This window comes from Amorphoplanes friuliensis DSM 7358 (assembly GCF_000494755.1).
GTDB lineage: Bacteria > Actinomycetota > Actinomycetes > Mycobacteriales > Micromonosporaceae > Actinoplanes > Actinoplanes friuliensis.
The window spans coordinates 7,298,809-7,320,322 of sequence record NC_022657.1; the positions used below are offsets into that span (position 1 = coordinate 7,298,809).

Sequence of the window (21,514 nt, forward strand, 5' to 3'; positions counted from 1 at the left end):
CTCCTTCGGCGGCTGGGCCGCCTCCCGCTCGGGAGGTCCCTGGCTTTGCGTCCCCGCCTCTCGACGGGTTTGCCTTTCTCGGTGCCGCACGCGACGGCTGGTGGTGCGCCGGTCTTGTGCGGACCGGGTGGCGCGGGCACCTAGCGCGGGGACAAAGCTCGCACTTGGGAGTTGCGCCGTCCGTACTGTAACCAGCGAATTGAGTGGGTGTGAGGGAATTGGACTTTTAGGTCGGATAGCCCCGTCAGCACGGTCTTGTACTGATTTCTTCTCTACTTGATCATGCGCTCGCAGGGCTCTCACCTGCAGAAATGCATCCCAGCGAGTGATCTTGTGATCAATCTCGGCGGCGACGGGTGTCCATGGGTAACTCCCGCGGATGGCCGGTTATCACCACGGGAATCCGCGGGAGGTGATCGGCGGCGGCGCTGTGAGAGCGGCCGGCCTCCGCGTCGGTCATACGGCTTTCCGGCGGCCTTTCGGCAGGCGTAAAGAAGTGACGTTCCGGTCCGGCGGCTCATTTGAGCGAGGGCGGAGGGTTTGCAGCCAGGCCAGGAGAGTCACGAGCGCCAGCAGCGCCAGGAAGGGCACCCGCCACCACCACGTCAGCGCCCGCGGCAACGGCGCCGGCGGGCCGGCGACCCAGGGGCGGGCGGTCTTCGACCACACCACGAAGGCGTCACCGATCGGGAGGACACCGCCGGCATACCGTTTCGTCCAGGGCGTTTCCACCGGTACGCCCACCAGCTCCCCGTAATTGGCCAGGGACCGTGCCAGCTGGCTGTCCCCCTGCACCGCCGCCGCGCCCATCGTCACGGCGGTGGCCGACAGGCTGATGCCCAGGGGCAGCGGGCCGGAGTCGACGTCGGCCGGGCCGTCGGTGCCCAGCGGGTACTCGCGGACCGCCGGGCCCAGCCGCAACGGCTGCACCACGAACTGCGAGCGGAAAAGCTCGTACTGGGAGCGTGCGAACGCCGGGTCGATGTCGACCAGGAACCGCTGGATGATGCTCTGCGACGTGCCGCGGGCGACCGACGTGGGTGCGCCTGTCCGCACGTCGACGGTGTGGGGCAGCAGGCCCGTGACGGGGTCGAGGCGGTCGCGGACACCGGCGAGCCAGCGTGCTCTCGTCGGGGCGTACCGGGGCGGGAGGATCTTGTCGTGCAGGGAGAGGGACGCGATCGCGACGGTGGAGTCGACGGGCCAGGCCTGGCCCGGGTAGGCGGCGAGGTAGGGCGTCGGCGAGGCGTCGAAGGCCGCAGCCAGCGCCGCCGACGCGGTCTCGAAGTCGCGCTGCAGCGCCGGGTCGGGGCGCAGGGACAGCACAGCGCCGCGGAGCCAGTTGGTCCAGCCCTGGTAGAAGACGCCGTACGCCGGGGTGAGGCTCGCGCTGAACGGCTCGCGGCCGGCCGGCGTCTCCAGCCGGGAGAGCGCCCAGCGGGCTTCGTCGGCGTCACCGAGTTCGGCGCGGGCGAGGCCGTAGAGGGCGTACAGGAAAAAATAGCCTTCGGGGAAGAGCTTCTGGGCTTCCGCGGCGGCACCGTCGTCGAGTTCGGCGCGCAGGAACGCCAGCTGCGGGCGTACGCCGGACCGGTCCTGGGGTGTGGCCAGGCGACCGGCCGCCACCAGGGCGATCAGGGTGACCACCACGGCAGTGACCTTGCGGAGCATGGCGTCAGCCTAGGAACGCCGCGCCAGCGGTACGGTCGGCCGATGGCGTATGACGAGGCCCTGGCCGAGCGGGTGCGGGAGCGGCTCGGTGTGCTGCCCGGGGTGAGCGACAAGCGGATGTTCGGCGGGCTGGCCTTCCTCACCGAGGGCAACCTGACCGTGTGTGTCACCGGCGATGACCTGATGGTCCGGGTCGGCAAGGACACCTACGACCAGGCGCTGACACTGCCGGGTGTCCGCCCGGTCGACATGTCCGGCCGCCCGATGCGCGGCTGGGTGGTGGTCGACGGCGCCGAGCTCGACGACGAGGTCCTGGACGGGTGGCTGGACCGCGCGTCGGTGTTCGTTCGGGCGCTTCCGCCCAAGTAGTTCACCCTTGGTTCATTTCCGAGGTCGCGGACCGGCGGATTTAACCGCCCCTTCGCCTGCCGTCCAGGGCGGCGTTGTTTGCGACTGATGCTGTATGGCGCATGAATGTACTTCGTCAACTGCGCGGCCGCCGGGCCGCCGTGGTGCTGGCCGCAGCCGCGATCGTGGCCGTGCCGGCCGTCGCGCTCGCCGGTGACTCGCACCCGGACCGGACGCAGGCCGCCAAGCACGCCATCCAGGGTGGCAAGGCCCGCAACGTCATCCTGCTGATCGGTGACGGCATGGGCGACAGTGAGATCACCATCACCCGCAACTACCAGGTCGGCGCGGCCGGCCGGCTCGCCATGGACAAGCTTCCGCTGACCGGCGCCTACACCACGTACGCCGTGCAGAAGGAAAACCCGAGCCTGCCGGAGTACGTGACGGACTCGGCCGCGTCGGGCACCGGCTGGGCGACCGGCCACAAGACCTACAACGGGGCCATCTCGGTGACGCCGGACGGCAAGCCGAAGCCGACCATCCTCGAACTGGCCAAGCAGGCCGGCTTCCGGACCGGTGACGTCACCACGGCCGAGCTGCAGGACGCCACCCCGGCCGTGCTCGGCTCGCACGTCGTCAACCGCGACTGCAAGGGCCCGGACGCGATGGCGACCTGCGCCGTCAACGACAAGGTCAACGGTGGCGCAGGCTCGATCGCCGAGCAGCTCGTGCAGACCAAGCCCGACGTGCTTCTCGGTGGTGGCAAGCAGTTCTTCGACCAGACCGTCAAGGCCGGCCGCTACCAGGGTCTGACCGTCGCTCAGCAGGCGCAGGTCAACGGCTACCAGATCGTCACCGACGCGACCGGTCTCGCCGCTGCCAAGCCGGGCAAGCCGATCCTGGGCGCGTTCGCCAAGAACAACATGGACCTCGAGTGGGTCGGCCCGGCCCCGACCCGCACCGGTACGGCGCCGGCGAAGTGCGCGGTCAACACCGCGCGTACGGCGACACAGCCGCACCTGGTCGACATGACCGGCAAGGCGATCGACGTGCTCGACAAGCAGACCCGGAACAGCCGCAAGGGCTTCTTCCTGCAGATCGAGGGCGCCTCGATCGACAAGCAGGACCACGCCGCCAACCCGTGCGGTCAGATCGGTGAGACGGTCGCCTTCGACGCGGCGATCAAGAAGGTGCTCGACTACCAGAAGTCCCACCCGGACACCCTGGTGGTCGTCACGGCCGACCACGGCCACACCAGCCAGATCGTCGAGGCGCCGACCATGGGTTACACGGCGACGCTGACCACGCACGACGGCGCGAACATGACGATCAGCTACGCCACGTCGGAGATCACCGGCTCGCAGCAGCACACCGGCACCGAGGTGCGGATCGCGGCCGGTGGGCCGCAGGCGGCCAACGTGCTCGGCGTGACCAACCAGACCGATCTGTTCTTCACGATGAAGCGGGCGCTCGGCGTCCGGTAGTTCAGCGCGAGAAGGGGCTGCCCACGCGGGCAGCCCCTTTTCAGTACGCTCCGGATCCCCGCAGGACCACCATGGCGGTCCGCATCAGGATCACCAGGTCGACGGTGAGCGACCAGTTTTCCACGTAGCGCAGGTCGAGCCGGATCGAGTCCTCCCAGGAGAGGTCCGACCGCCCGCTGACCTGCCACAGCCCGGTCATGCCCGGCTTGACCACCAGGCGCCGGCGCATGTCCTGCGGATATTGCTCGACCTCGGCGGGCAGCGGCGGACGCGGCCCGACCAGCGACATCTCCCCCAGCAGGACGTTGAACAGCTGCGGCAGCTCGTCGAGCGAGTAGCGGCGCAGGATGCGCCCGGAGCGGGTCACCCGCGGATCGTCGCGGATCTTGAACAGCACGTCGGAGAACTCGTTCTCCGCGCGCATCGCCTGCAGGCGCGCCTCGGCGTCGGTGTGCATCGTCCGGAACTTGTACATCCCGAAGGACTGACCACCACGGCCGACGCGGACCTGCCGGAAGAACACGGGACCGCCCGTGTCCAGCCGGATGAGCAGGGCGACCAGCGCGAACAGCGGCGCGAACACCACCAGCAGCAGCGCCGCGACCGACACGTCGAACACCGACTTGATGAGCCGGCGCCCACCGGAGAGCCGCGGGTGCTCGACGTGCATCATCGGCAGCCCGTCGACCGGACGGACCGTGATGCGGTCGCCGGCGGTGTCGACCAGGGCCGACGACACGATCAGGTCGATGTCGTCACGTTCCAGGTCCCACGCGAGGCGGCGCAGCATCGGGCCGTCCAGCTCGGGACAGGACAGCACCACCACCGTGTCGGCGCCCGCCGCCGCGGCGGAGTTGGCCGCCGCTGCCAGCGATCCGAAGACCGGGACGTCCACCACCCGCGCCGCGTCACCGAGCTGGTCGGCGGGCAGGCAGGCGCCGACGACCTGGAGGCCGTGATGCGATCGGCGGTGCAGCTGACTCGTCACCTGCGAGACGGCGATGGCGTGACCCAGCACCAGCACGCGGTGCATGCAGTCGCCGCGTCTGCGGGCCCTGTGCAGCACCTTGCGCAGCGCGAAGCGGCCGGCGAGTGAGAAGACGGTGGTCAGCACCAGGGCGATGACCAGATAACCCCGGGCGAGATCAGCGTTGGCCACATAGGACGCCAGAGCCAGGACGAGGGTCAGGCGTACGCCCGCCCGCAGCACCCGCTGGTATTCCTCACCGCCGACGAACAGCAGCCGCCGTTCGTACGCGTGCGACAGCGCCAGCAGCCCCACCCAGACCAGCGGGATGAGCACGGACAGCGCGAGGTACCAGTTGGCGTACGACGCGCCCCGGAAGCGCAGCGCGAACGCGGCCAGCGTGGCGATCAGCGTCGCCCCGAAGTCGATGCCCAGGAGCAGCTTGATGTATCGCGCCTCCCAGGCCCAGCGGTCGGCGTGCTCGTGATCTTGCACGCCGGCGACACCGAGATCCCTGTCGGTGAAGCCGGCAAACGATGAAGTTGTCGGAATCGGTCCGGTCGCGGCATTGTCCGCCGTTGTTTCCGTCGTTGTCACGACGCCCCTGCCTCCAGTGAGACCCCACGCCCACTCGGCAAATCCACCCACATCCTGACCACGTCCCACCCCGGCCCACAGCACCGGGCGTCGGGACGCCAGGCGGTGAACGCTAGACGAGGCTCAGGAAATACCGATACCTAGGTCGTTATCCTGACTGACTCAGCACTACTTTTTCGGATGCCGGATCAGACGGCATCACCATGCATTGCGGTCGAACTCGGCTCCACATCGGACAAAGTACAGCCGTTCCCGGTCCGCCGGAAGTGCGCAACCGCGAAGGAAATCGTTGTCCGATTTCCTGGCATTGGCGGCAATGATTGCCCCGATACGTCCGCCCACGGCACGGCACGTTAACACGACGGACGCACGGCGGGTACGTCCTGCGGGCACGCCTCAGGCTGCCCGAACGGCAGAACGCAATCCTCCGAAGTGGAGAAAATGGCGCCGAACATCCGGAAAAGAAAGCGGCCTGCCCCATTCCGCGGGACGGGTCAAAGGGCAGACCGGACGAGTCGCAGCGCCAGCGCCGGGCAGCGGTCCACGGCACGCCGGGCGGGGCCGGCGAGGTGTGGCGGCACGGTGGGCTCGGACTCGCCGCTGCGCGCGACCGGGTACCCCCAGTCGTCCTCCACGAGCAGTTCCGGCAGGAGCTCGGCGCAGAGCCCGCGGCCGTCGCAGGCGGTCCAGTCGACGTGCAGGCGTTCGGTGCTCATCGGGCCACGCACCCGCCGGCGAGATGAGCGGCGACGTCCGTTTCGAAGGCGCGCAGGGCGCTGCGGACCATGCGTACCGTGCCGTCCGGATGCCGGCAGGCGCCGCGCCCGGCGACGAGTGCGGACAGCCGCTCGACCTCGGCCGGCAGACCGGGCCGGGTCCGGTGGTGCGCAAGATCGCCCAGCGTGGTGGCCAGTCGCGGCAGGCCGTTGACACACGGACCGCACTGGCCGGCAACCTCTCCGGCCAGGTAACCGGCGATGCGGGCCGTCTCGGCCAGACCGCAGACGTCCGCCGGCAGGGCGACCACGACACCGGCGCCCGGCGAGGCACCGAACTGCTCCAGCCCGGCCCGGCTGAGCTCCACGTCCGGCCACGCGGGCACCCAGCCGCCGTGGTACCCACCGAGCAGGACGGCCTGCAACCGTGCGGAGGGACCACCGGCGGCCTCGATCAGGTCGCCGAGCCGCACGCCGTACCCGGCCTCGAGGACGCCGGGAGCCCCGACCGCGCCGCTCACCGTGGCCAGGAACGTGCCCGGCTCGTCCGTGGTGCCGGCCGCGCGGAACCACGCCGGGCCGAACCGGGCGATCAGTGCCAGGTGCGCCAGGGTCTCGACGTTCTGGACCAGTGTGGGGGCGCCGCCGACGCCGGACTCGGTGATGCGGACCCGCTTGTCGGCGGGGAGCGCGGGCCGCCCGGAGACCGCCGCGACCACGGCTGACTCCTCCCCCGAGATGAAGGCCTCCGGCGCCACGGTGACGGTCACTGCGATCGGATCGAGGCCTGCGCCACGTCGCTCGGCGAGGGCAGCCCGGACACCGGCCGCCGAGGCCGCGGCGACATACACGTGTGCGGTGCGAGCGCCGAGGGCCCGCGCCACGAGCTGCAGACCGTCCAGAACCAGATGCGGCTGGTACGCGAGCAGCGCCCGATCCTTGCCGCTGGCGGGTTCACCCTCGGACCCGTTCGCCACGACAACAGGCGTACCGCCGGCGCGCCGGACCGCGTCGAATTTCCGCCAGGCCGGGAAGCCGGCACCGCCACGACCCGTGAGGCCGGAGTCGCGGAGCAGGTCCACGAGCCGGTCGGCGTCGAGTGCCGGCGGGCGGCCGTAGCGGCCCAGGTGGGTGTCGAGCCGGCCGTCGTTCGGGCCGGCGAGCAGTCGCCGTCCCACGCCGGGCGGGGCGTCCACGGTGGTCATCGGACCTCCTCGAGGATGCGGGCCCGCCGCGGGGCGCGGGCGGGGAAACGGGCGAACGACGGCGAAACCCGCCAGGCGACGGCGGCCAGCACCAGCGCGGCACACAGTCCGGCGACAGTGCGCAGCCACCAGGTGCCGCCGTCCGTTCCGGTCTGCAGGCCGTGCAGCAGGGCGATCGGCCAGCTGAGGTAGGCCAGCCAGTGCACGATCCGCCACGTCCGCGCGCCGAGCCGGTGGCGGAGCAGGCTGGTCACGATCAGCGCCAGCACCAGATCGAACGCGAGAGTGCCCAGACCCAACCAGAACGGGCGATACTGGCCTGCGAACGGGACGACCAGATCGAAGAAGCGCAGCTGGGCGTACGGGTCGAAGTAGAGGCTGAGCACGTGCCCGGCCAGCAGGATCACGGCAAGCAGCGCGGCGTTGCGGTGCAACAGGTTCACGGCGAAGCGGGGCAGCCCGAAGGCCGTACGCCCGGAGCGTGCGCCGATGCCCAGCGCGACCACCACGGAAAGCAGCACCAGCGAGACGAGCCCTGTTCCCCGCCCGAAGTACCAGAGCGCGTCGGTCATGCCGGCCACCCGCCCAGCCGCAGCACGTCGAGATCACCGGTGACCAGCCGGGCCGGAACGCCGTGGAGCAGGTTCGGCGCCGCCTGCCCCCGGACGATCGCGGCGGTGCTGAGGGTGTTGGCCCGCAGGCACGAGAACGCCGCGACGGAAACCGTGCGCCAGACGCTTTCGGCGGGCTGCCCGGTGCGCGGGTCGAGGATGTGGTGCAGCAGCTCACCCGGCCGCCCCCAGGTGCGCCCGGCCGTGCTCGACGTGGCCAGGGCGGCACCGGCGGGCAGGTGCACGGTGCAGCGCGGATCACCGGGCCGGTCCTGCACGAGCACACGCCAGCCGCCCTCCGGCGCCGGGCCCGCGGTCGCGATGTCCCCGCCGAGCGCCACCAGCACCCCCACGCCCATCCGTAGGGCGACGCGGGCAGCGGCCCGGTCGGCGGCAGCAGCCTTGGCAGTCGCCCCCAGGTCGAGCAGCACACCGTCCGGAACCGTGAGCGACAGGTCGTGCAGGCGCACCGCCCGCCAGTCCGGCGCCGTGAAGATGCGGACCGCCGGAGCGACCTGCCGTCCGGTGATGGCGGCGAAGTCGCGGTCGTAGCCGAGCCCGCAGAGCGCCGCTCCGACGGTGGGGTCGACGTCACCGGCGGTCTGCCGGGCCGCTTCCAGGGCGGCGGCGACCAGATCGGCGAGCAGCGGGCTGACGGTCACCGGCCGGCCACCGGCACGGCAGGCAACACTCAGCTCGGAGCCGGGACGGAAGCGGCTGCACGCCGCGTCGACGGCGGCGAGTTCCGCCTCGACCAGCTCGCGGGCGTCGTCCAGGGCGGCCGGGTCGGTGACGACGATGCGGGCCACGGTTCCCCAGGCCTGCCACTGGGCGGTGCCGGCGCCGACCGGCAGAGTCTCGACGAGCGGCATCTCAGGACCCCCCGGAGGTGGCCTGGCCGGAGTCGTCGCTCCCGGTAGACAACTGCGGCGAATCAGTGCTTGTCGTCGCACTGTCGTTGTCCGCGTCGGTACCCGTGCTGTTCTCGGTGCCGGCCTCGGTGCCGGCCTCGGGTTTCTGCGGGGTGGACTCCGCGGCGCGGGCGGCGAGGCCCACCGCGAGTGTCCCCGCGAGGCTGGCCGCGACCAGCGCCCCGGTGATCGCCGTGGTGCGGCGTAGTCCCTTGTCCCGGTCCATCGGATCGTCCCCCTCATTTGTTGACGACTCAACGAATGTGTCCTACCGACCTCTCCGTGCCCTGTGGTCCGCCTGAGCGATTTCTGTGAACCGGGGGCGTAACAAGACACCGCTAGGGTGTGGAAGGGTTCCCACAGCTCGGAGGTGTGGTGAAGATCTTCGGACGGGAGCCGGAACAGGCTCGGCTCACCGCTCTGCTGCAGCACACCGGCACACCCAGCAACGTCCTGGTGCTGCGGGGCGAGGCCGGCGTGGGCAAGTCGACCCTGCTCGACTGGGCGGCGGCCGCCGGCGACGCGGGCCTGTCCCGCAGCACGGGGGTCCAGGCCGAATTCACCATCGCGTACGCCGGACTGCACCGCCTCGTCGCGCAGGTGCCGGTCCTGGAGTCCACCGCCGCGGCGCATCGCACGGTGCTGGACGCGGTCGGCGCCGACGGTCCCGAGGTCCGCCCGGCCAAGGTCGCGCTGGCAGTGCTGGAGCTGCTCACGGCGGCCGCCGCCGAGCGTCCCCTGCTGCTGACCGTGGACGACGCCCAGTGGCTCGACGGCCCGAGCTGGTCGGCGCTCGCCTTTGTCGCCCGCCGCCTCCAGGACGATCCGGTCGTGCTGCTGATGGCGATGCGCGACGGCGAGGAGGCGACCTCCCGGCTGGACGGCAGCGGGCTCGCCGAGCTGCGGATCGAGCCGTTGCCCGAGGCCGAGGCCGCCGGTCTGCTGGACGCGCGTTCCCCCGGCCTGCGGGCAGACCTGGGCAGCCGGGTCCTCGGCGAGGCGGGCGGCAACCCGCTGGGTCTGGTCGAGCTCGCCGCCGTCGCCGGCCGGTACGGCCCCAACGGTCTGCTCCCGGCCTGGCTGCCGCTGCCGCACCGGCTCGAGCGGGCGTTCGCCCAGGCCGTCGCCGAGCTGCCCGGGACGGTGCGCACACTTCTGCTGGTGGCCGCGGTCAACGACGGCGCCGGGGTCGACGAGGTTGTTGCCGCCGCCACGCGGCTGCAGGGTTTCCCGGCCACCGCGGACGACCTCTTCCCGGCCACCGCCGCCGGGTTGATCGAGGTGGACGGGACGCTGCTGATCCGGTTCCGGCATCCGCTGGTGCGCTCGGCGCTGCGCCAGGGCACCGGTGTCGCCCGGCTCCGGGCCGTGCACGCCGCCCTGGCCGAGGTGCTCACCGGCGATCAGGAACGCCGGATCTGGCATCGCGCCGAGGCGGCCTCCGGCCCGGACGAGCAGCTCGCCGCGGAGCTGACCACGGCTGCGAACGCCGCCCGCCGCCGCGGCGCGATCGCGCTCGCGGTGACGGCCCTCGAACGTGCCGCCCAGCTCAGCGAGAACAGGCACGAGCGGTCGAGCCGGGTGCTCTGGGCTGCTGTCGCCGCCCACGAGGCCGGTGACGGCGCCACCGTCGTCCGGCTGCTGCACAGTCTGGAAAATCAGCCGCTGTCCGGCATCGAACAGGCGCGGCTCGCCTGGTTGCGGGAGATCTTCCTGACCGTGGGCTGGACCGGGGCGTCGCGGATGCCCGCGTTCGTGGAGATCATCGAGCGGATGCGCAAGGACGGCGAGACCGAGCTGGCACTGGACTCCCTGGTGAACGTGAGCCTGCGCTGCTGGTGGTCCAATCCGGACCGGGCGACCCGCGACCTGATCGTCGCGGCGGCCGAACGGTTGCCGGTCGACCCGCTGGATCCCCGGCTCGTCTCGGTGCTGGCGCTGGTCGCCCCGCTGGAACGCGGCCGGCTGGTCCTCGATCAGATCGACCGGCTCGCCGGTGAGCTGACCACCCTCGCCGAGGACCTCGAGTTGCTCGCCGTGGGCGCGTCGGCGGTCGGCGCGCTCGGTCAGGCGACCGTCCTGAGTGCCGCCGCTGTCTCCGCGCTGCGGTCCCAGGGCCGCCTGGGCACGCTGGCCGAGGCGCTCGTCGAGCAGGCGACCGTGGCCGCCCAGCTTGGCAACGTCCGGCTGGCGATCACGGCGGCCTCCGAGGCGCGGTCGCTGGCTCTGGAGACCGGGCAGCCACGGTGGGCCGTGGTGGCCGACCTCGCCCGCGGGCAGGCCGAGGCCCTGCGCGGCAACGGCCCGATCGCCCGTGAGCTCGCCGACACCGGCGAACGCGCCCTGCTGCCGATCGGCGCCCACCCGATGCTGGCACTGGTCCAGCTGGTCCGCGGGGTCGACGCCCTCGCCGACGGCCGGTACGACGAGGCGTACACGCACCTGCACCGCATCTTCGACCCGGCGGAGGTGCCGTACCACCCGTACGTGCAGTTCTGGGCGATCGGGCATCTGGCCGAGGCGGCGGCCGGGTGCGGTCGTCTCGACGATCTGAGCGACCTGGCCGACGAGCTCGCGCCGTGGGCGTACTTCCCGGTGCTGGGGGTGGCCCTGCGCTACTGCACCGCCCTGCTCGCGCCGGACGACCAGGCCGAGGCGTGTTTCCAGCAGGCGCTGCACGCCGACCTGTCCGCGTGGCAGTTCGAGCGCGCCCGCATCGAGTACGCCTACGGGGTGTGGTTACGCCGCCAGCGGCGCAACGTGGACAGCCGCCACCACCTCCGCGCCGCCACCGCCACCTTCGCCGCGCTCGGCGCCCGGCCCTGGTCGGAGCGCGCCCGGGCCGAGCTGCGCGCCGCCGGTGAACGTGTCCACCGCGGCCCGGACGCCCTCGACGAGCTCACCCCGCAGGAGCTGCAGATCGCCGAGCTGGCGGCGACCGGGCTCAGCAACCGCGACATCGGCGAGCGGCTCTTCCTGTCACCGCGGACGATCAGCACCCATCTGTACAGGATTTTCCCGAAGCTGGGCATCCGGTCCCGGGCCGAGCTGAGCCGGTCGCTGCAGCAGAGCTTTACGTCAGGTGACGTATAGCTCCCCGTCGCCGGCGGTCCTACGTTGAGTTTGCGCACGCACTCCGACGAAGGAGCACCGGATGTCCGACCACCCCGCCACCGTCATCCCCGCACACACCCTCGAGGACATCGCCGAGGTCAACGCCACCGGGCTGACACCGGTCGTTTTCATCCACGGACTGTGGCTGCTCCCGAGCAGCTGGGACCGCTGGGCCGAGGTGTTCAAGGCCGCCGGTTACGCGCCCATCACCCCCGGCTGGCCCGATGATCCGGAGACCGTCGAGGAGGCCAAGGCCCACCCCGAGGTCTTCGCGAACAAGACCGTCGGCCAGGTCGCGGACCACTACGCCGAGGTCATCGGCAAGCTGGACAAGAAGCCGGCCGTCGTCGGCCACTCGTTCGGCGGCCTCCTCGCGATGATCGTGGCGGGCCGGGCCCTGTCCGCGGCCACCGTCGCCATCGACGCCGCGCCGTTCCGGGGTGTGCTGCCGCTGCCGATCTCGGCGCTGCGTGCGGCCTCCGCGGCCCTGTCCAACCCGTCGAACAGGCACAAGGCCGTTCCGCTGACCTACGAACAGTTCCGGTACGCGTTCGCGAACGCCGTCTCCGAAGAGGAGGCGCACCAGCTCTACGACACGTACTGCGTACCGGCGCCGGGTGCACCGCTCTTCCAGGCCGCCGCCGCGAACCTGAACCCGTGGACCGAGGTGAAGGTCGACACCGAGAACCCGTACCGGGGACCGCTGTTGATCGTCTCGGGCGAGAAGGACCACACCGTGCCGCCGGCCATCTCGGACGCCGCCTACAAGCAGCAGCTCAAGAACCCCGGCACCACGGAGTTCGCCGAAATCCCGGGCCGCGGCCACTCGCTGACCATCGACAACGGCTGGCTCGAGGTCGCGCAGACCTCCCTGGCCTTCGTGGAGCGGTTCACCGAACGCTAGATCAGACCCAGGCCCATCGCCCGGGTGACCGCGGCCGTGCGGTCGGCGACGTCGAGCTTGGTGAAGGCGCGTAACAGGTGCGTCTTCACCGTGGCCTCGGTGATGAAGAGCGCACGGCCGATGTCCGCGTTGGTCAGACCCTGCCCCACCAGGCGCAGCACCTCCGTCTCCCGGGCGGACAGCGCCGGTGGGGCCGGGCTGCGGACCTGCCGGACCAGTGTCGACGCCACGCTCGGCGACAGCACGGTCTCACCCCGGGCCGCGGCCCGCACGGCGTCCGCCAGCTCCGCCGGCGAGGCGTCCTTCAACAGATAACCCCCGGCGCCGGCCTCGATCGCGCGCAGGATGTCACGGTCCGTCTCGTACGTGGTCAGCACGAGCACGCGGACGCCGGGCACGGTCGCGAGGATCCGTGCCGTGGCCTCGACGCCGTCACCGCCGGGCATCCGCAGGTCCATGAGCACGATGTCGGGCCGCAACTCCGCCGCCACCGCCACACCCTCGGGACCGGACGACGCTTCGCCGACAACGGCCAGATCCGGCTCGGCCTCGAGCATGCCGCGCAGCCCGTGCCGGACGACGGGATGATCGTCCACCAGGATCAACCGGATCACACCGGCACCTCCACCTCGATCAGAGTGCCCGTCTCCGGGTCACTGCGCACGGTCAGCGTGCCGTTCACCTGCTCAGCGCGGGCACGCATGCCCGGCAGCCCAAAACCGTCGGCGGCACCCTGATCGAAGCCGCGCCCGTCGTCACGGACCACCAACCGCACAGACCTTTCCCCGTACGCCAGCAGCACCGCGACCTCGTGTGCCGCGGCGTGCCGGCGGACGTTGGTCAGGGCCTCCTGGGTCGCACGGAGCAGCACAACCTCCACCGCGGTCGGCAGCGGGCGGGCGTCACCGGACACGCGGCAGGTCGCCGGGATGCCGGACTCCTCGGTGAGGCGGGTCGCCTGACGGCGTACCGAATCGGGCAGTGAACCGGAACCGAGCGCCGCGGGCGCCAGGGCCGCGACCAGTGCCCGCGACTCGGCCAGGTTTTCCCGGGCGGTCCGCACGGCCAGCGCGAGCCGCTCGTCGGCGAGCGCGGGATCGGCGGCCTGGAGCAGGGTGATGATGCTGGTGAAGCCCTGGGCCAGGGTGTCGTGGATCTCGCCGGCCAGCCGGGCCCGTTCGGCCGCGACACCGGTCTCGTGCGAGAGACGGGCGACCTCGGCGCGGCTGCTCTCCAGCTCGGCGATCAGCGCGGCCCGCTCGGTGCTCTGCTCGATCACGCGGTTGATCCAGATGCCGAGCCAGACCGCCAGCGCCGCCGACATCACGAAGATCGGTCCGAGGTGGGTGACGAAGTACCAGTCGGCGCCGCCGCGCAGGAAGCCCGCGATCAGCGGCACCACGTTCGCGCCGATGACCGCGACGACGGCGGGCCTGACCCTCAGCAGCATGAAAATCATCGGGCACAGGGCAAAGAGGAGATAACTGACGGTCGACACCGCGTAGGTGCCGATGCCGAAGATCACCAGGGTGGCGACGACAAACAGCGGGCCGGAATCCGCGCGGCGACCGGCAACCGCGTAGAGCAGGGCGATGGCCATGATCGAGCCGGTCGCGACGAGCCGGTTGGCCGACGGCGTCTCGGACTGGGCGGCGACCGCCGTGGCCACCGCCAGGGCGACCACGGCGTAACAGAGGTCCCACGAGATCGAATATCGTGCGACCTCCGGGCCGGTCATGCGTCGCGCTGGTTCGTCCAGCGGAAGGTCACCAGGCACAGCACCAATCCGACCACACACCAGACTCCCAGCACCAAGGCGATCCGGCCGTGCTCCCACGCGCCGCCGGCCTCGAACCCGACCGTGCTGTCGGGCAGGAACACCGACCGGAAACCCTGCGCCATCCACTTCACCGGGAAGATCGACGCGACGGTGATCATCCAGTCCGGCAGCTGCGTGATCGGGTGGATGAAAACGCCCGAGAGGAACTGCAACGCGACGACCGGCACGTTCAGCACGGCCCCGGCGGTGCGGGCCGAGCGGACCAGCGCGCTGGCGGCGATGCCGAGCAGGCCGCAGGCGAGCACCGAGAGCACGAACAGCCAGCCGAACGTGAACCAGCGACCCGGATCGTCCGGCAGCGGCACGTCGAAGACGAACACCCCGACGGCCAGCAGCACGACCACCTCGGCGGCGGTCAGCGCCGCGACCAGCACCAGCTTGCCCAGGAAGTACGAACCCGCGGTGACGGGTGTCCCCCGCAGCCGCTTGAGCGTGCCGTCCTCCCGGTCGGTCGCGATGCCGACGCCCATCGTGATGAACGCGGTCGACACGATCCCGTACGCGATCATGCTGGCCGAGAAGACCCGCGCCGCGCTCAGACCCGGATGGTCGTAATCGTCCGAGAAGATCGTCCCGAACAGCAGCAGAAGCAGCGCCGGGAACCCGAAGCTGAAGATCAGTGCGGTCTTGTCCCGGAGGAACTGCAGGATCTCGATCCCGCCGCGGCGAAGTCCGATCAGGGCGACGTCGGTCATTTCTTTTCTCCGATCATCTGCAGGTAGGTGTCCTCGAGGCTGGGCCGGGCGACCGTGAGCGACCCGAGATCGGTGCCCGCGGCCGTCAGCTCGGCGATCACCGCGGCCGGGTCGTCGGTCCGCTGCTCATGCCGGCCGTTCCGGTCGACCCAGGTGACCAGCACCCCCGCCTCCGCCCGGCCACCGAGCGTCGCGGGAGTGCCCTCGGCGACGATGACACCGTCCGCGATGACGGCCAGCCGGTCCGCGAGCGCCTCGGCCTCGTCCAGGTAATGAGTGGTGAGCAGAATCGTGGTGCCCTCGGCGGCCAGCGCCCGGACCAGATCCCAGAACTGTCGCCGCGCCTCCGGGTCGAAGCCGGTGGTCGGCTCGTCGAGGAAGACCACCTCCGGGCGTCCCACGATGCCGAGCGCAACGTCGAGGCGGCGGCGCTGACCGCCGGAGAGCGACCGCACCCTGGCCCGGCTCTTGTCCGTCAGCCCGACCAGGGAGACGACCTCGGCCGGCGGCCGGGAGCGAGGGTAGAAACCGGCCACGTGCCGGACTATCTCGGTGACGGTCAGGTCGGCGGCGTCGGTGGCCGACTGCAGAACAATGCCGATCTTGGCGCGCCAGGCTCGTCCTGCATTGCCCGGGTCAGCGTCGAGCACGCGCACCGCCCCGGCGTCACGCCGCCGGTGGCCCTCCAGGATTTCCACGGTGGTGGTCTTGCCGGCGCCGTTCGGGCCGAGCAGGGCAAAAACCTCGCCGTGCTCGATGGAAAGACTGATGCCGTCGACGGCCGGTCTGCCGCCGTAGGCCTTGCGGAGTCCGCTTACCTCGATCGCTGTCATGCCTCACAGCGTCACGGTTGGCGGTGCCCTCCCGGGACGACCGCGTGGCTGTCACGCCGTGTCCACCGATCGATGGACGCGGGGTCTCACACCCAGCGGAAGCTGGGCCTCACACCCAGCGGAAGCTGGGCCTCACACCCAGCGGAAGCTGGGCCTCACACCCAGCGGAAGCTGGGCCTCACACCCAGCGGAGGCGGGGTCTCACTCCCAGCGGAATTTGCGGGCGGCGACGGTCAGCGACACCGCGGCCCACAGGGTGAGGCTGAGCCAGATGCTTCCGGGCACGGTCGTGCCGTCGGTCAGGGTGGCCCGGAGAGCTTCGGCGTGCGCGGCGAGCGGGAGCAGGAAGTGACCGGCGGGACCGAGATCCGGCGCCGCGAACATGATGCCGCCCGCGGCCAGCATCAGCACGTAGATCAGCGTGGCCGCCGCGGTGGTCGTCTCGGGGCGCAGGACGCTGGCGAGCAGCAGGGCCAGGCCGCAGTAGGCCGCGGTGGCCAGGACTGTCACCCCGGCCGCGGACAGCAGCTGGGAGAACTCGGGGCGCCAGCCGACCACCACACCGACGATGCCCAGGGCCAGGATCTGCAGGCCGACCAGGCACAGGATCGCGGCTGTCTTGGAGAAGAGCAGGCCGGAGCGGGTGAGGGGTGAGGCGCCGAGGCGTTTGAGGACGCCGTAGCTGCGCTCGTATCCAGTGGTGATGGCCTGGCCGGTGAAGGCCGTCGACATCACGGTCAGCGCGAGGACACCGGGGACGACGTAGCCCAGGCGGTCGTCGGTCGGCAGGTTGGTCGCGCGGGTCAGCCCGGCACCGAGCAGGACCAGCAGGGGAACGCCCATCGCCAGCACGACGGCCTCGCCGCGGCGGGCGGTGAGGATCAGCTCCATGCGGATCTGCCGGCGGAGGATCGCTCGTTTGGGCGCCCGGCCCGGAGCGGGGGTGAACGTGCCGGTTGTCGCAGTCATCGTGCCGCTCCCGCGGTCAGGGCCAGGTAGACGTCTTCGAGGGTGCGGCGGCGGGTGTTGACCGCGGTGACCTGGGCACCCGCGGTGGCGAACCAGGCGAGCACGGCGGCGATCGCCTCGGTGTCGAGCGCACCGGCGACGGCGTACTCACCGGGGTTGTCCTCGGTGACCTTCGCATCGAGGCGGGCGGCGAGATCGGTCAGCGGAAGGGCCGGGTCGGCACGGATCTGGAGCAGGTCGATGCCGGCCGCGGCGGTGAGCTCGGCCGGGGTGCCGGTCGCGGCGACCACGCCGTTGTCCATGATGACCACGTGGTCGGCGAGACTCTCGGCCTCGTCGAGCAGGTGCGTCGTGAGCAGCACGGACACGCCGTCGGCGCGGAGCGTCTCGACCAGCTCCCAGGTGGTCTGCCGGGCGCCGACGTCCATGCCCGCGGTGGGCTCGTCGAGGAAGACGAGCTCGGGCCGGCCAACCAGGGCGAGGGCCAGGGACAGCCGCTGCTGCTCACCGCCGGAGAGCCGGCGGAAGGTCGTCTTGGCGAACTTTCGCAGACCGAGCCGGTCGAGCAACATGTCGGTGTCGAGCGGGTTTGCGGCGAAAGACGCGAAGAGGCGCAGGATCTCGCCCGCCGTGGCCCAGGGATAGACGCCCCCGGACTGCAGCATGATGCCGAGCCGCGGCATGAGGTCGTCGTGGCCGGCGACCGGGTCGAGGCCGAGCACGCGGACCGAACCGGCGTCGGGACCGCGGAAGCCTTCGCAGACCTGCAGCAGACTCGTCTTTCCCGCGCCGTTGTTGCCGAGCAGGGCCAGGATCGCGCCGCGCGGGACCGTGAGAGAGACACCGTCGACCGCGGTGACGTCGCCATATCTGACGACGACGTCCTGCACCTCGACGGCTGCCTCACGCATGCCGAAACTGTACTGGCTGGGTCGGACAGCCCTCGGAGGCCTCCACTTTGCGCCGGAGCGGAAGTTCGCTACTCTGTGCGTGGGAGCGCTCCCATTCGCTCCTTGCAAGGCGGGGGCAGGCCGCCGGTCCGGTACCGGTTCCCCCCGGAGCTGCCTGCGGCGTCACGCAGGCCCCGGAACGGCGGCCTGACGCCCGTCGGTAGGGTGCTCGCCATGACAGCCCCCGCCACTCCGGTGGAGATCTACACCGACGGCGCCTGCATTCCCAACCCCGGACCCGGCGGCTGGGGAGCGGTTCTGCGCTGGGGCACGACCGAGAAGGACCTCTGCGGTGGCGAGGCCGGCTCGACGACGAACAACCGCATGGAGCTCATGGCGCCGATCCAGGCCCTCGAAAGCCTGACGCGAGCGCCGCTGCTGGTCATGCTCTACACCGACAGCATCTACGTGCGCGACGGCATCACGAAGTGGCTTCCCCGGTGGAAGGCCAACGGCTGGCAGACCTCGGCCAAGCAGCCCGTCAAGAACGTCGACCTCTGGCAGCGTCTCGAGGCGGCGGTCACCCGTCACGACGTGCAGTGGCACTGGGTCAAGGGCCACGCCGGTCACCCCGAGAACGAGCGGGCCGACCGTCTCGCCGCCCGGGGTCTGCAGGAAGCGATCGCCGGAGCCTGAAACACCCGGGTAGCCCCTACGTAGGGATCCGGATCCGGAAAGTCACCACGCCCAGCACGATGAGCGCGTGCCCGAGATCCGTCCTGCCCGGCGATGGCCCATCGCCCTCCTCCGTACGCTCACCACGATCGTCCTGCTCCAGGTCCTGATCCAGGGGGCGCTGGCCGGTGGTTTTGTCACCGGCGACGTCAACCTGCTGGGCCTGCACAGCGCCAACGCGATCCTGCTGATCCTCACCTCCACGGCGCTGCTCCCGGCCACGATCCTGCTGGTCCGCCCGGGCCGGGGTCCGTGGTGGCCGATCGTCTTCGGCGTGGTGCTGTGGTGGGCGATCGTGATGCAGGCCGGGCTGGGCTTCGCCCGGCAGGTGGGCCTGCACATCCCGCTCGGCATGGCGATCATGGGCCTGACCGCGGCACTGTGCTGGTGGGCCTTCGCCTACCGCACCCCCGCTCCCGTTCCCGCCGGCGGGCCGTCCGCTCCCTTCACCGCCGGCGGGCCGTCGTGACCGGCCCGTTGTCGCGGCGCGGGCTCCTCACCCTGGCCGGCGTGGCGGGCCTGGCCGGTCTGGCCGGCTGCGGCCGTCCCGTCGACGGACCCGGCACCGGGTCACTGCTGACCAGTTCGCTCCCCCTGCCGGAGCGTTTCCGTACGCCGTTGCCGATCCCACCCGTGGCCAGGCCGGTGCTCACGAACTCGGCCGGTGACCACATCGTCCTGACCCAACGTGTCGCCGACGCGCACCTGCTCCCCGGTGTGACCACGCAGATCTGGGGCTACGACGGGATCTTCCCCGGGCCGATCATCCGCGCCCGCCGCGGCCGGCCGCTGACCGTCACCATGCGCAACCAGCTTCCCGTGCCGACCTCCACCCACCTGCACGGCGGCATCGTCCCGGCCGACTCCGACGGCTTCCCGCTGGACCTGATCACCCCGGCCGGTTACTCGCCCGCGCCACCCGTTCAGCACGGGACCGGCGCCCGCGTGCACGAGGTCAGCCGCGACTACCGCTATCCGATGGACCAGCGGGCCGGGCTGCTCTGGTACCACGATCACCGCATGGACTTCACCGCGCCGCAGGTGTGGCGGGGCCTGGCCGGAATGATGATCGTCTCGGACGACGAGGAGGACGCCCTGCCGCTGCCGCGCGGCGACCGCGAGCTGCCCCTGCTGATCTGCGACCGGGCGTTCGAGGCCGACGGGTCGTTGCGGTATCCGTTGCGGGACATGGCGATGCACCACCCGGGCGCGGACGGCGACTTCCTCTCCGGCATCTTCGGCGACGTCATCCTGGTCAACGGCGCTGCCTGGCCGCGGCACGAAGTGGCGAACGTCCGTTACCGGCTGCGACTGGTCAACGGGTCGAACGCCCGTCGCTACCGGCTCGGACTCTCCCCCGGAACAGACCTGATCCAGATCGGCACCGATGACGGCCTTCTCGCTGCGCCGGTCATGCACCGCGAGATCGTCCTCTCGCCCGGAGAACGCTGTGACGTGCTGGTCGACTTCTCCGCGTACCCGATCGGGTCCGAAGTGACTTTGACCAACACTCTCGGTACGGGACCAGCGGCGGAGATCATGCGTTTTGCCGTCACCCGATCGGCGACGGACGACACCCGCGTGCCCCCGAAGCTCGCCGACGTGCCGGTGCTGGAGCGGTCGGAGGCCGTCGAGGTGCGGCAGTTCGACTTCCGCTTCGGGGCCGGGCGCTGGCAGATCAACAACCAGCCGTACGACCCGGCGGGGTCGGTCGCTGCACCCCGGCTCGGCACGGTGGAGCTGTGGCGGTTCACGAGCGACTTCCACCATCCGGTTCACGTCCACCTTGGACACTTTCAGGTGCTGTCGCGCAACGGGCGGGACCCCGACCCGTGGGAGGGCGGCTGGAAGGACACCGTCGACGTGCGGCCGTACGAAGCGGTCGAGGTGCTGGTGAAGTTCGCGGGCTATCGCGGGCGGTACATGCTGCACTGCCACAACCTCGAGCACGAGGATATGGCGATGATGGCGAACTTCGACGTCGTCTGATCAGTCGCCCGCGGGGTCGAGCAGCTGCAGCACGCGCAGGAAGGTGCGCCGGTCAGCGGCGGTGAGGACGTCCAGCAACTCCTCCTCCGCGGTCCGGATGTCGGCGCGTACTGCCGCGTACAGGGAACGGCCGGCGGGTGTGAGCCGCAGCAGGCGTACACGACGGTCCCCGGGGTCGGGCTCCCGCTCGATGAGCGAGCGTTCCTGCAGCTCATCCAGGGTTGCGATGATCCGGGTCTTGTCCGCGCCGATGGCACGGGCGAGTGCGGTCTGGGTGCGCATCGGCTCGTCGGCGAGAGCGCTGAGCACGATGTAGCCCCACATCGACACGTCGTGGGCGGCCAGCACCGGCCGTTCGGCGGTGACCAGGGAACGGCCGAGCCGCACCACCATGGCCGCGAGGTCAGGACGATCAGGCACGGGCCGGAACATACACCTTGACATATCGTGTGCGAGCGCACATCGTAAGCGTATGCGTACGATTGAACTGCTGGGCTGTGACGAGCAGGCTGTGCGGGCGAGCATGAGAGTGGTCGCCCGGATCTCGCCGTCGGACCTGGCACTTGCGACTCCGTGCGCGGAGTGGGACCTCGGCGCGTTGCTGGCCCACATGACGGTCCAGCACCGGGGATTCGCCGCCGCGGCCGCGGGGCGCGGCGGCGACCCGGAGGTCTGGCGGGCCGGCACGCCCTCGGTCGACGCCTACCTTCGCTCGGCCGATGAGGTCATTGCCGCCTTCGCCGCTCACGACAACGATTTTCTGCTGCCGGAGATCACGGCGCGGCCGGTTCCCCGGCGGATGGCGATCGGCTTTCACCTGGTCGATTACGTGGTGCACGGCTGGGATGTCGCGACCGCGCTGGGTCTCGGATACGACCTGCCCACCGAGGTTCTGGCGGCGGCACTGCCGATCGCGGAGGCCGTGCCCGAAGGATCCACCGCCTTCGCGGCACCGCTCCCCGATCCTGGCGGCTCCACGTTCGACCGGATTCTCACGCGGCTCGGCAGAAGTGTCGGACCCCGGGGCTAGCGTCC

22 protein-coding genes and 1 riboswitch are annotated in these 21,514 nt (G+C 71.1%); of the genes, 8 read left to right on the forward strand and 14 right to left on the reverse strand.

Annotated features, from left to right (window positions below; translation table 11 throughout):
• Positions 1 to 4: 4 nt before the first annotated feature.
• Positions 5 to 84: riboswitch (cyclic di-GMP riboswitch) on the reverse strand.
• Positions 85 to 456: 372 nt separating this feature from the next.
• Positions 457 to 1,671 (reverse strand): hypothetical protein, encoded by a 1,215-nt coding sequence (locus AFR_RS33605; protein ID WP_023561286.1) that lies wholly within the window; start codon positions 1,669 to 1,671, stop codon positions 457 to 459.
• Positions 1,672 to 1,713: 42 nt separating this feature from the next.
• Here AFR_RS33605 and AFR_RS33610 point away from each other — a divergent pair, with 42 nt between their 5' ends.
• Positions 1,714 to 2,040: a TfoX/Sxy family protein gene (locus AFR_RS33610; protein WP_023561287.1), complete on the forward strand. Its 327-nt coding sequence runs from the start codon at positions 1,714 to 1,716 to the stop codon at positions 2,038 to 2,040.
• 101 nt (positions 2,041 to 2,141) lie between these two features.
• Entirely contained in the window at positions 2,142 to 3,503 is a 1,362-nt protein-coding gene (phoA, locus tag AFR_RS33615) for an alkaline phosphatase (RefSeq protein WP_041841343.1), read from the forward strand.
• 40 nt (positions 3,504 to 3,543) lie between these two features.
• Here the strand turns inward: phoA and AFR_RS33620 are convergent, their stop codons facing one another.
• From AFR_RS33620 to AFR_RS33645, 6 genes are all read right to left on the reverse strand, one after another.
• A complete protein-coding gene (locus AFR_RS33620; protein ID WP_084298225.1) occupies positions 3,544 to 5,067 on the reverse strand; it encodes a sugar transferase in 1,524 nt (507 codons plus the stop codon).
• A gap of 494 nt (positions 5,068 to 5,561) precedes the next feature.
• Positions 5,562 to 5,783, reverse strand: a complete 222-nt coding sequence (locus AFR_RS33625) for a ferredoxin (protein WP_023561290.1) — start codon at positions 5,781 to 5,783, stop codon at positions 5,562 to 5,564.
• Positions 5,780 to 6,988 (reverse strand): NADH-ubiquinone oxidoreductase-F iron-sulfur binding region domain-containing protein, encoded by a 1,209-nt coding sequence (locus AFR_RS33630; RefSeq protein WP_023561291.1) that lies wholly within the window; start codon positions 6,986 to 6,988, stop codon positions 5,780 to 5,782. The genes AFR_RS33625 and AFR_RS33630 overlap by 4 nt, the downstream gene beginning before the upstream one ends.
• Entirely contained in the window at positions 6,985 to 7,560 is a 576-nt protein-coding gene (locus AFR_RS33635; protein WP_041843079.1) for a ferric reductase-like transmembrane domain-containing protein, read from the reverse strand. Before AFR_RS33635 ends, AFR_RS33630 begins: the two co-directional genes overlap by 4 nt.
• Entirely contained in the window at positions 7,557 to 8,471 is a 915-nt protein-coding gene (locus tag AFR_RS33640; RefSeq protein WP_023561293.1) for an FAD:protein FMN transferase, read from the reverse strand. Before AFR_RS33640 ends, AFR_RS33635 begins: the two co-directional genes overlap by 4 nt.
• 1 nt (position 8,472) lies before the next feature.
• Entirely contained in the window at positions 8,473 to 8,736 is a 264-nt protein-coding gene (locus tag AFR_RS33645) for a hypothetical protein (RefSeq protein WP_023561294.1), read from the reverse strand.
• Between the two features lie 149 nt (positions 8,737 to 8,885).
• Between AFR_RS33645 and AFR_RS33650 the strand changes: the two genes are divergently transcribed.
• Positions 8,886 to 11,603 (forward strand): AAA family ATPase, encoded by a 2,718-nt coding sequence (locus tag AFR_RS33650; RefSeq protein ID WP_041843081.1) that lies wholly within the window; start codon positions 8,886 to 8,888, stop codon positions 11,601 to 11,603.
• 61 nt (positions 11,604 to 11,664) lie between these two features.
• Positions 11,665 to 12,528, forward strand: coding sequence for an alpha/beta hydrolase (locus AFR_RS33655; RefSeq protein ID WP_023561296.1), 864 nt, complete (start codon positions 11,665 to 11,667; stop codon positions 12,526 to 12,528).
• On the opposite strand, the gene AFR_RS33660 is transcribed toward AFR_RS33655, so the two are convergent.
• The 6 genes from AFR_RS33660 to AFR_RS33685 all read right to left on the reverse strand — a co-directional run bounded on the left by AFR_RS33660 (position 12,525) and on the right by AFR_RS33685 (position 17,776).
• The gene (locus AFR_RS33660) at positions 12,525 to 13,142 is read right to left on the reverse strand and encodes a response regulator (RefSeq protein WP_023561297.1); all 618 of its coding nucleotides are present in this window, start codon (positions 13,140 to 13,142) and stop codon (positions 12,525 to 12,527) included. The two genes, AFR_RS33655 and AFR_RS33660, sit on opposite strands and share 4 nt — an antisense overlap.
• The gene (locus AFR_RS33665) at positions 13,139 to 14,266 is read right to left on the reverse strand and encodes a sensor histidine kinase (protein WP_023561298.1); all 1,128 of its coding nucleotides are present in this window, start codon (positions 14,264 to 14,266) and stop codon (positions 13,139 to 13,141) included. Before AFR_RS33665 ends, AFR_RS33660 begins: the two co-directional genes overlap by 4 nt.
• On the reverse strand, positions 14,263 to 15,063 hold the full coding sequence (locus AFR_RS33670; protein ID WP_023561299.1) for an ABC transporter permease: 801 nt from the start codon (positions 15,061 to 15,063) through the stop codon (positions 14,263 to 14,265). Before AFR_RS33670 ends, AFR_RS33665 begins: the two co-directional genes overlap by 4 nt.
• A complete protein-coding gene (locus tag AFR_RS33675) occupies positions 15,060 to 15,896 on the reverse strand; it encodes an ABC transporter ATP-binding protein (protein WP_023561300.1) in 837 nt (278 codons plus the stop codon). Before AFR_RS33675 ends, AFR_RS33670 begins: the two co-directional genes overlap by 4 nt.
• A 201-nt stretch (positions 15,897 to 16,097) precedes the next feature.
• Positions 16,098 to 16,865 carry an ABC transporter permease gene (locus AFR_RS33680; RefSeq protein WP_023561301.1) on the reverse strand — a complete coding sequence of 256 codons (768 nt, stop codon included), beginning with the start codon at positions 16,863 to 16,865 and terminating at the stop codon, positions 16,098 to 16,100.
• Positions 16,862 to 17,776, reverse strand: a complete 915-nt coding sequence (locus tag AFR_RS33685; RefSeq protein WP_023561302.1) for an ABC transporter ATP-binding protein — start codon at positions 17,774 to 17,776, stop codon at positions 16,862 to 16,864. Before AFR_RS33685 ends, AFR_RS33680 begins: the two co-directional genes overlap by 4 nt.
• A 213-nt stretch (positions 17,777 to 17,989) precedes the next feature.
• On the opposite strand from AFR_RS33685, the gene rnhA reads away from it, so the two are divergent.
• The 3 genes from rnhA (at position 17,990) to AFR_RS33700 (ending at position 20,479) form a co-directional block, all read left to right on the forward strand.
• Positions 17,990 to 18,451, forward strand: coding sequence for a ribonuclease HI (rnhA, locus tag AFR_RS33690; protein WP_041841344.1), 462 nt, complete (start codon positions 17,990 to 17,992; stop codon positions 18,449 to 18,451).
• A gap of 67 nt (positions 18,452 to 18,518) precedes the next feature.
• A complete protein-coding gene (locus AFR_RS33695; protein WP_023561304.1) occupies positions 18,519 to 18,959 on the forward strand; it encodes a hypothetical protein in 441 nt (146 codons plus the stop codon).
• Positions 18,956 to 20,479 carry a multicopper oxidase family protein gene (locus AFR_RS33700; RefSeq protein ID WP_023561305.1) on the forward strand — a complete coding sequence of 508 codons (1,524 nt, stop codon included), beginning with the start codon at positions 18,956 to 18,958 and terminating at the stop codon, positions 20,477 to 20,479. The genes AFR_RS33695 and AFR_RS33700 overlap by 4 nt, the downstream gene beginning before the upstream one ends.
• On the opposite strand, the gene AFR_RS33705 is transcribed toward AFR_RS33700, so the two are convergent.
• Positions 20,480 to 20,899, reverse strand: coding sequence for a MarR family winged helix-turn-helix transcriptional regulator (locus AFR_RS33705; protein ID WP_238547170.1), 420 nt, complete (start codon positions 20,897 to 20,899; stop codon positions 20,480 to 20,482). It abuts the gene before it with no gap.
• A 52-nt stretch (positions 20,900 to 20,951) separates the two neighbouring features.
• On the opposite strand from AFR_RS33705, the gene AFR_RS33710 reads away from it, so the two are divergent.
• Positions 20,952 to 21,509, forward strand: a complete 558-nt coding sequence (locus tag AFR_RS33710) for a TIGR03086 family metal-binding protein (protein WP_041841345.1) — start codon at positions 20,952 to 20,954, stop codon at positions 21,507 to 21,509.
• Positions 21,510 to 21,514 lie beyond the last annotated feature (5 nt).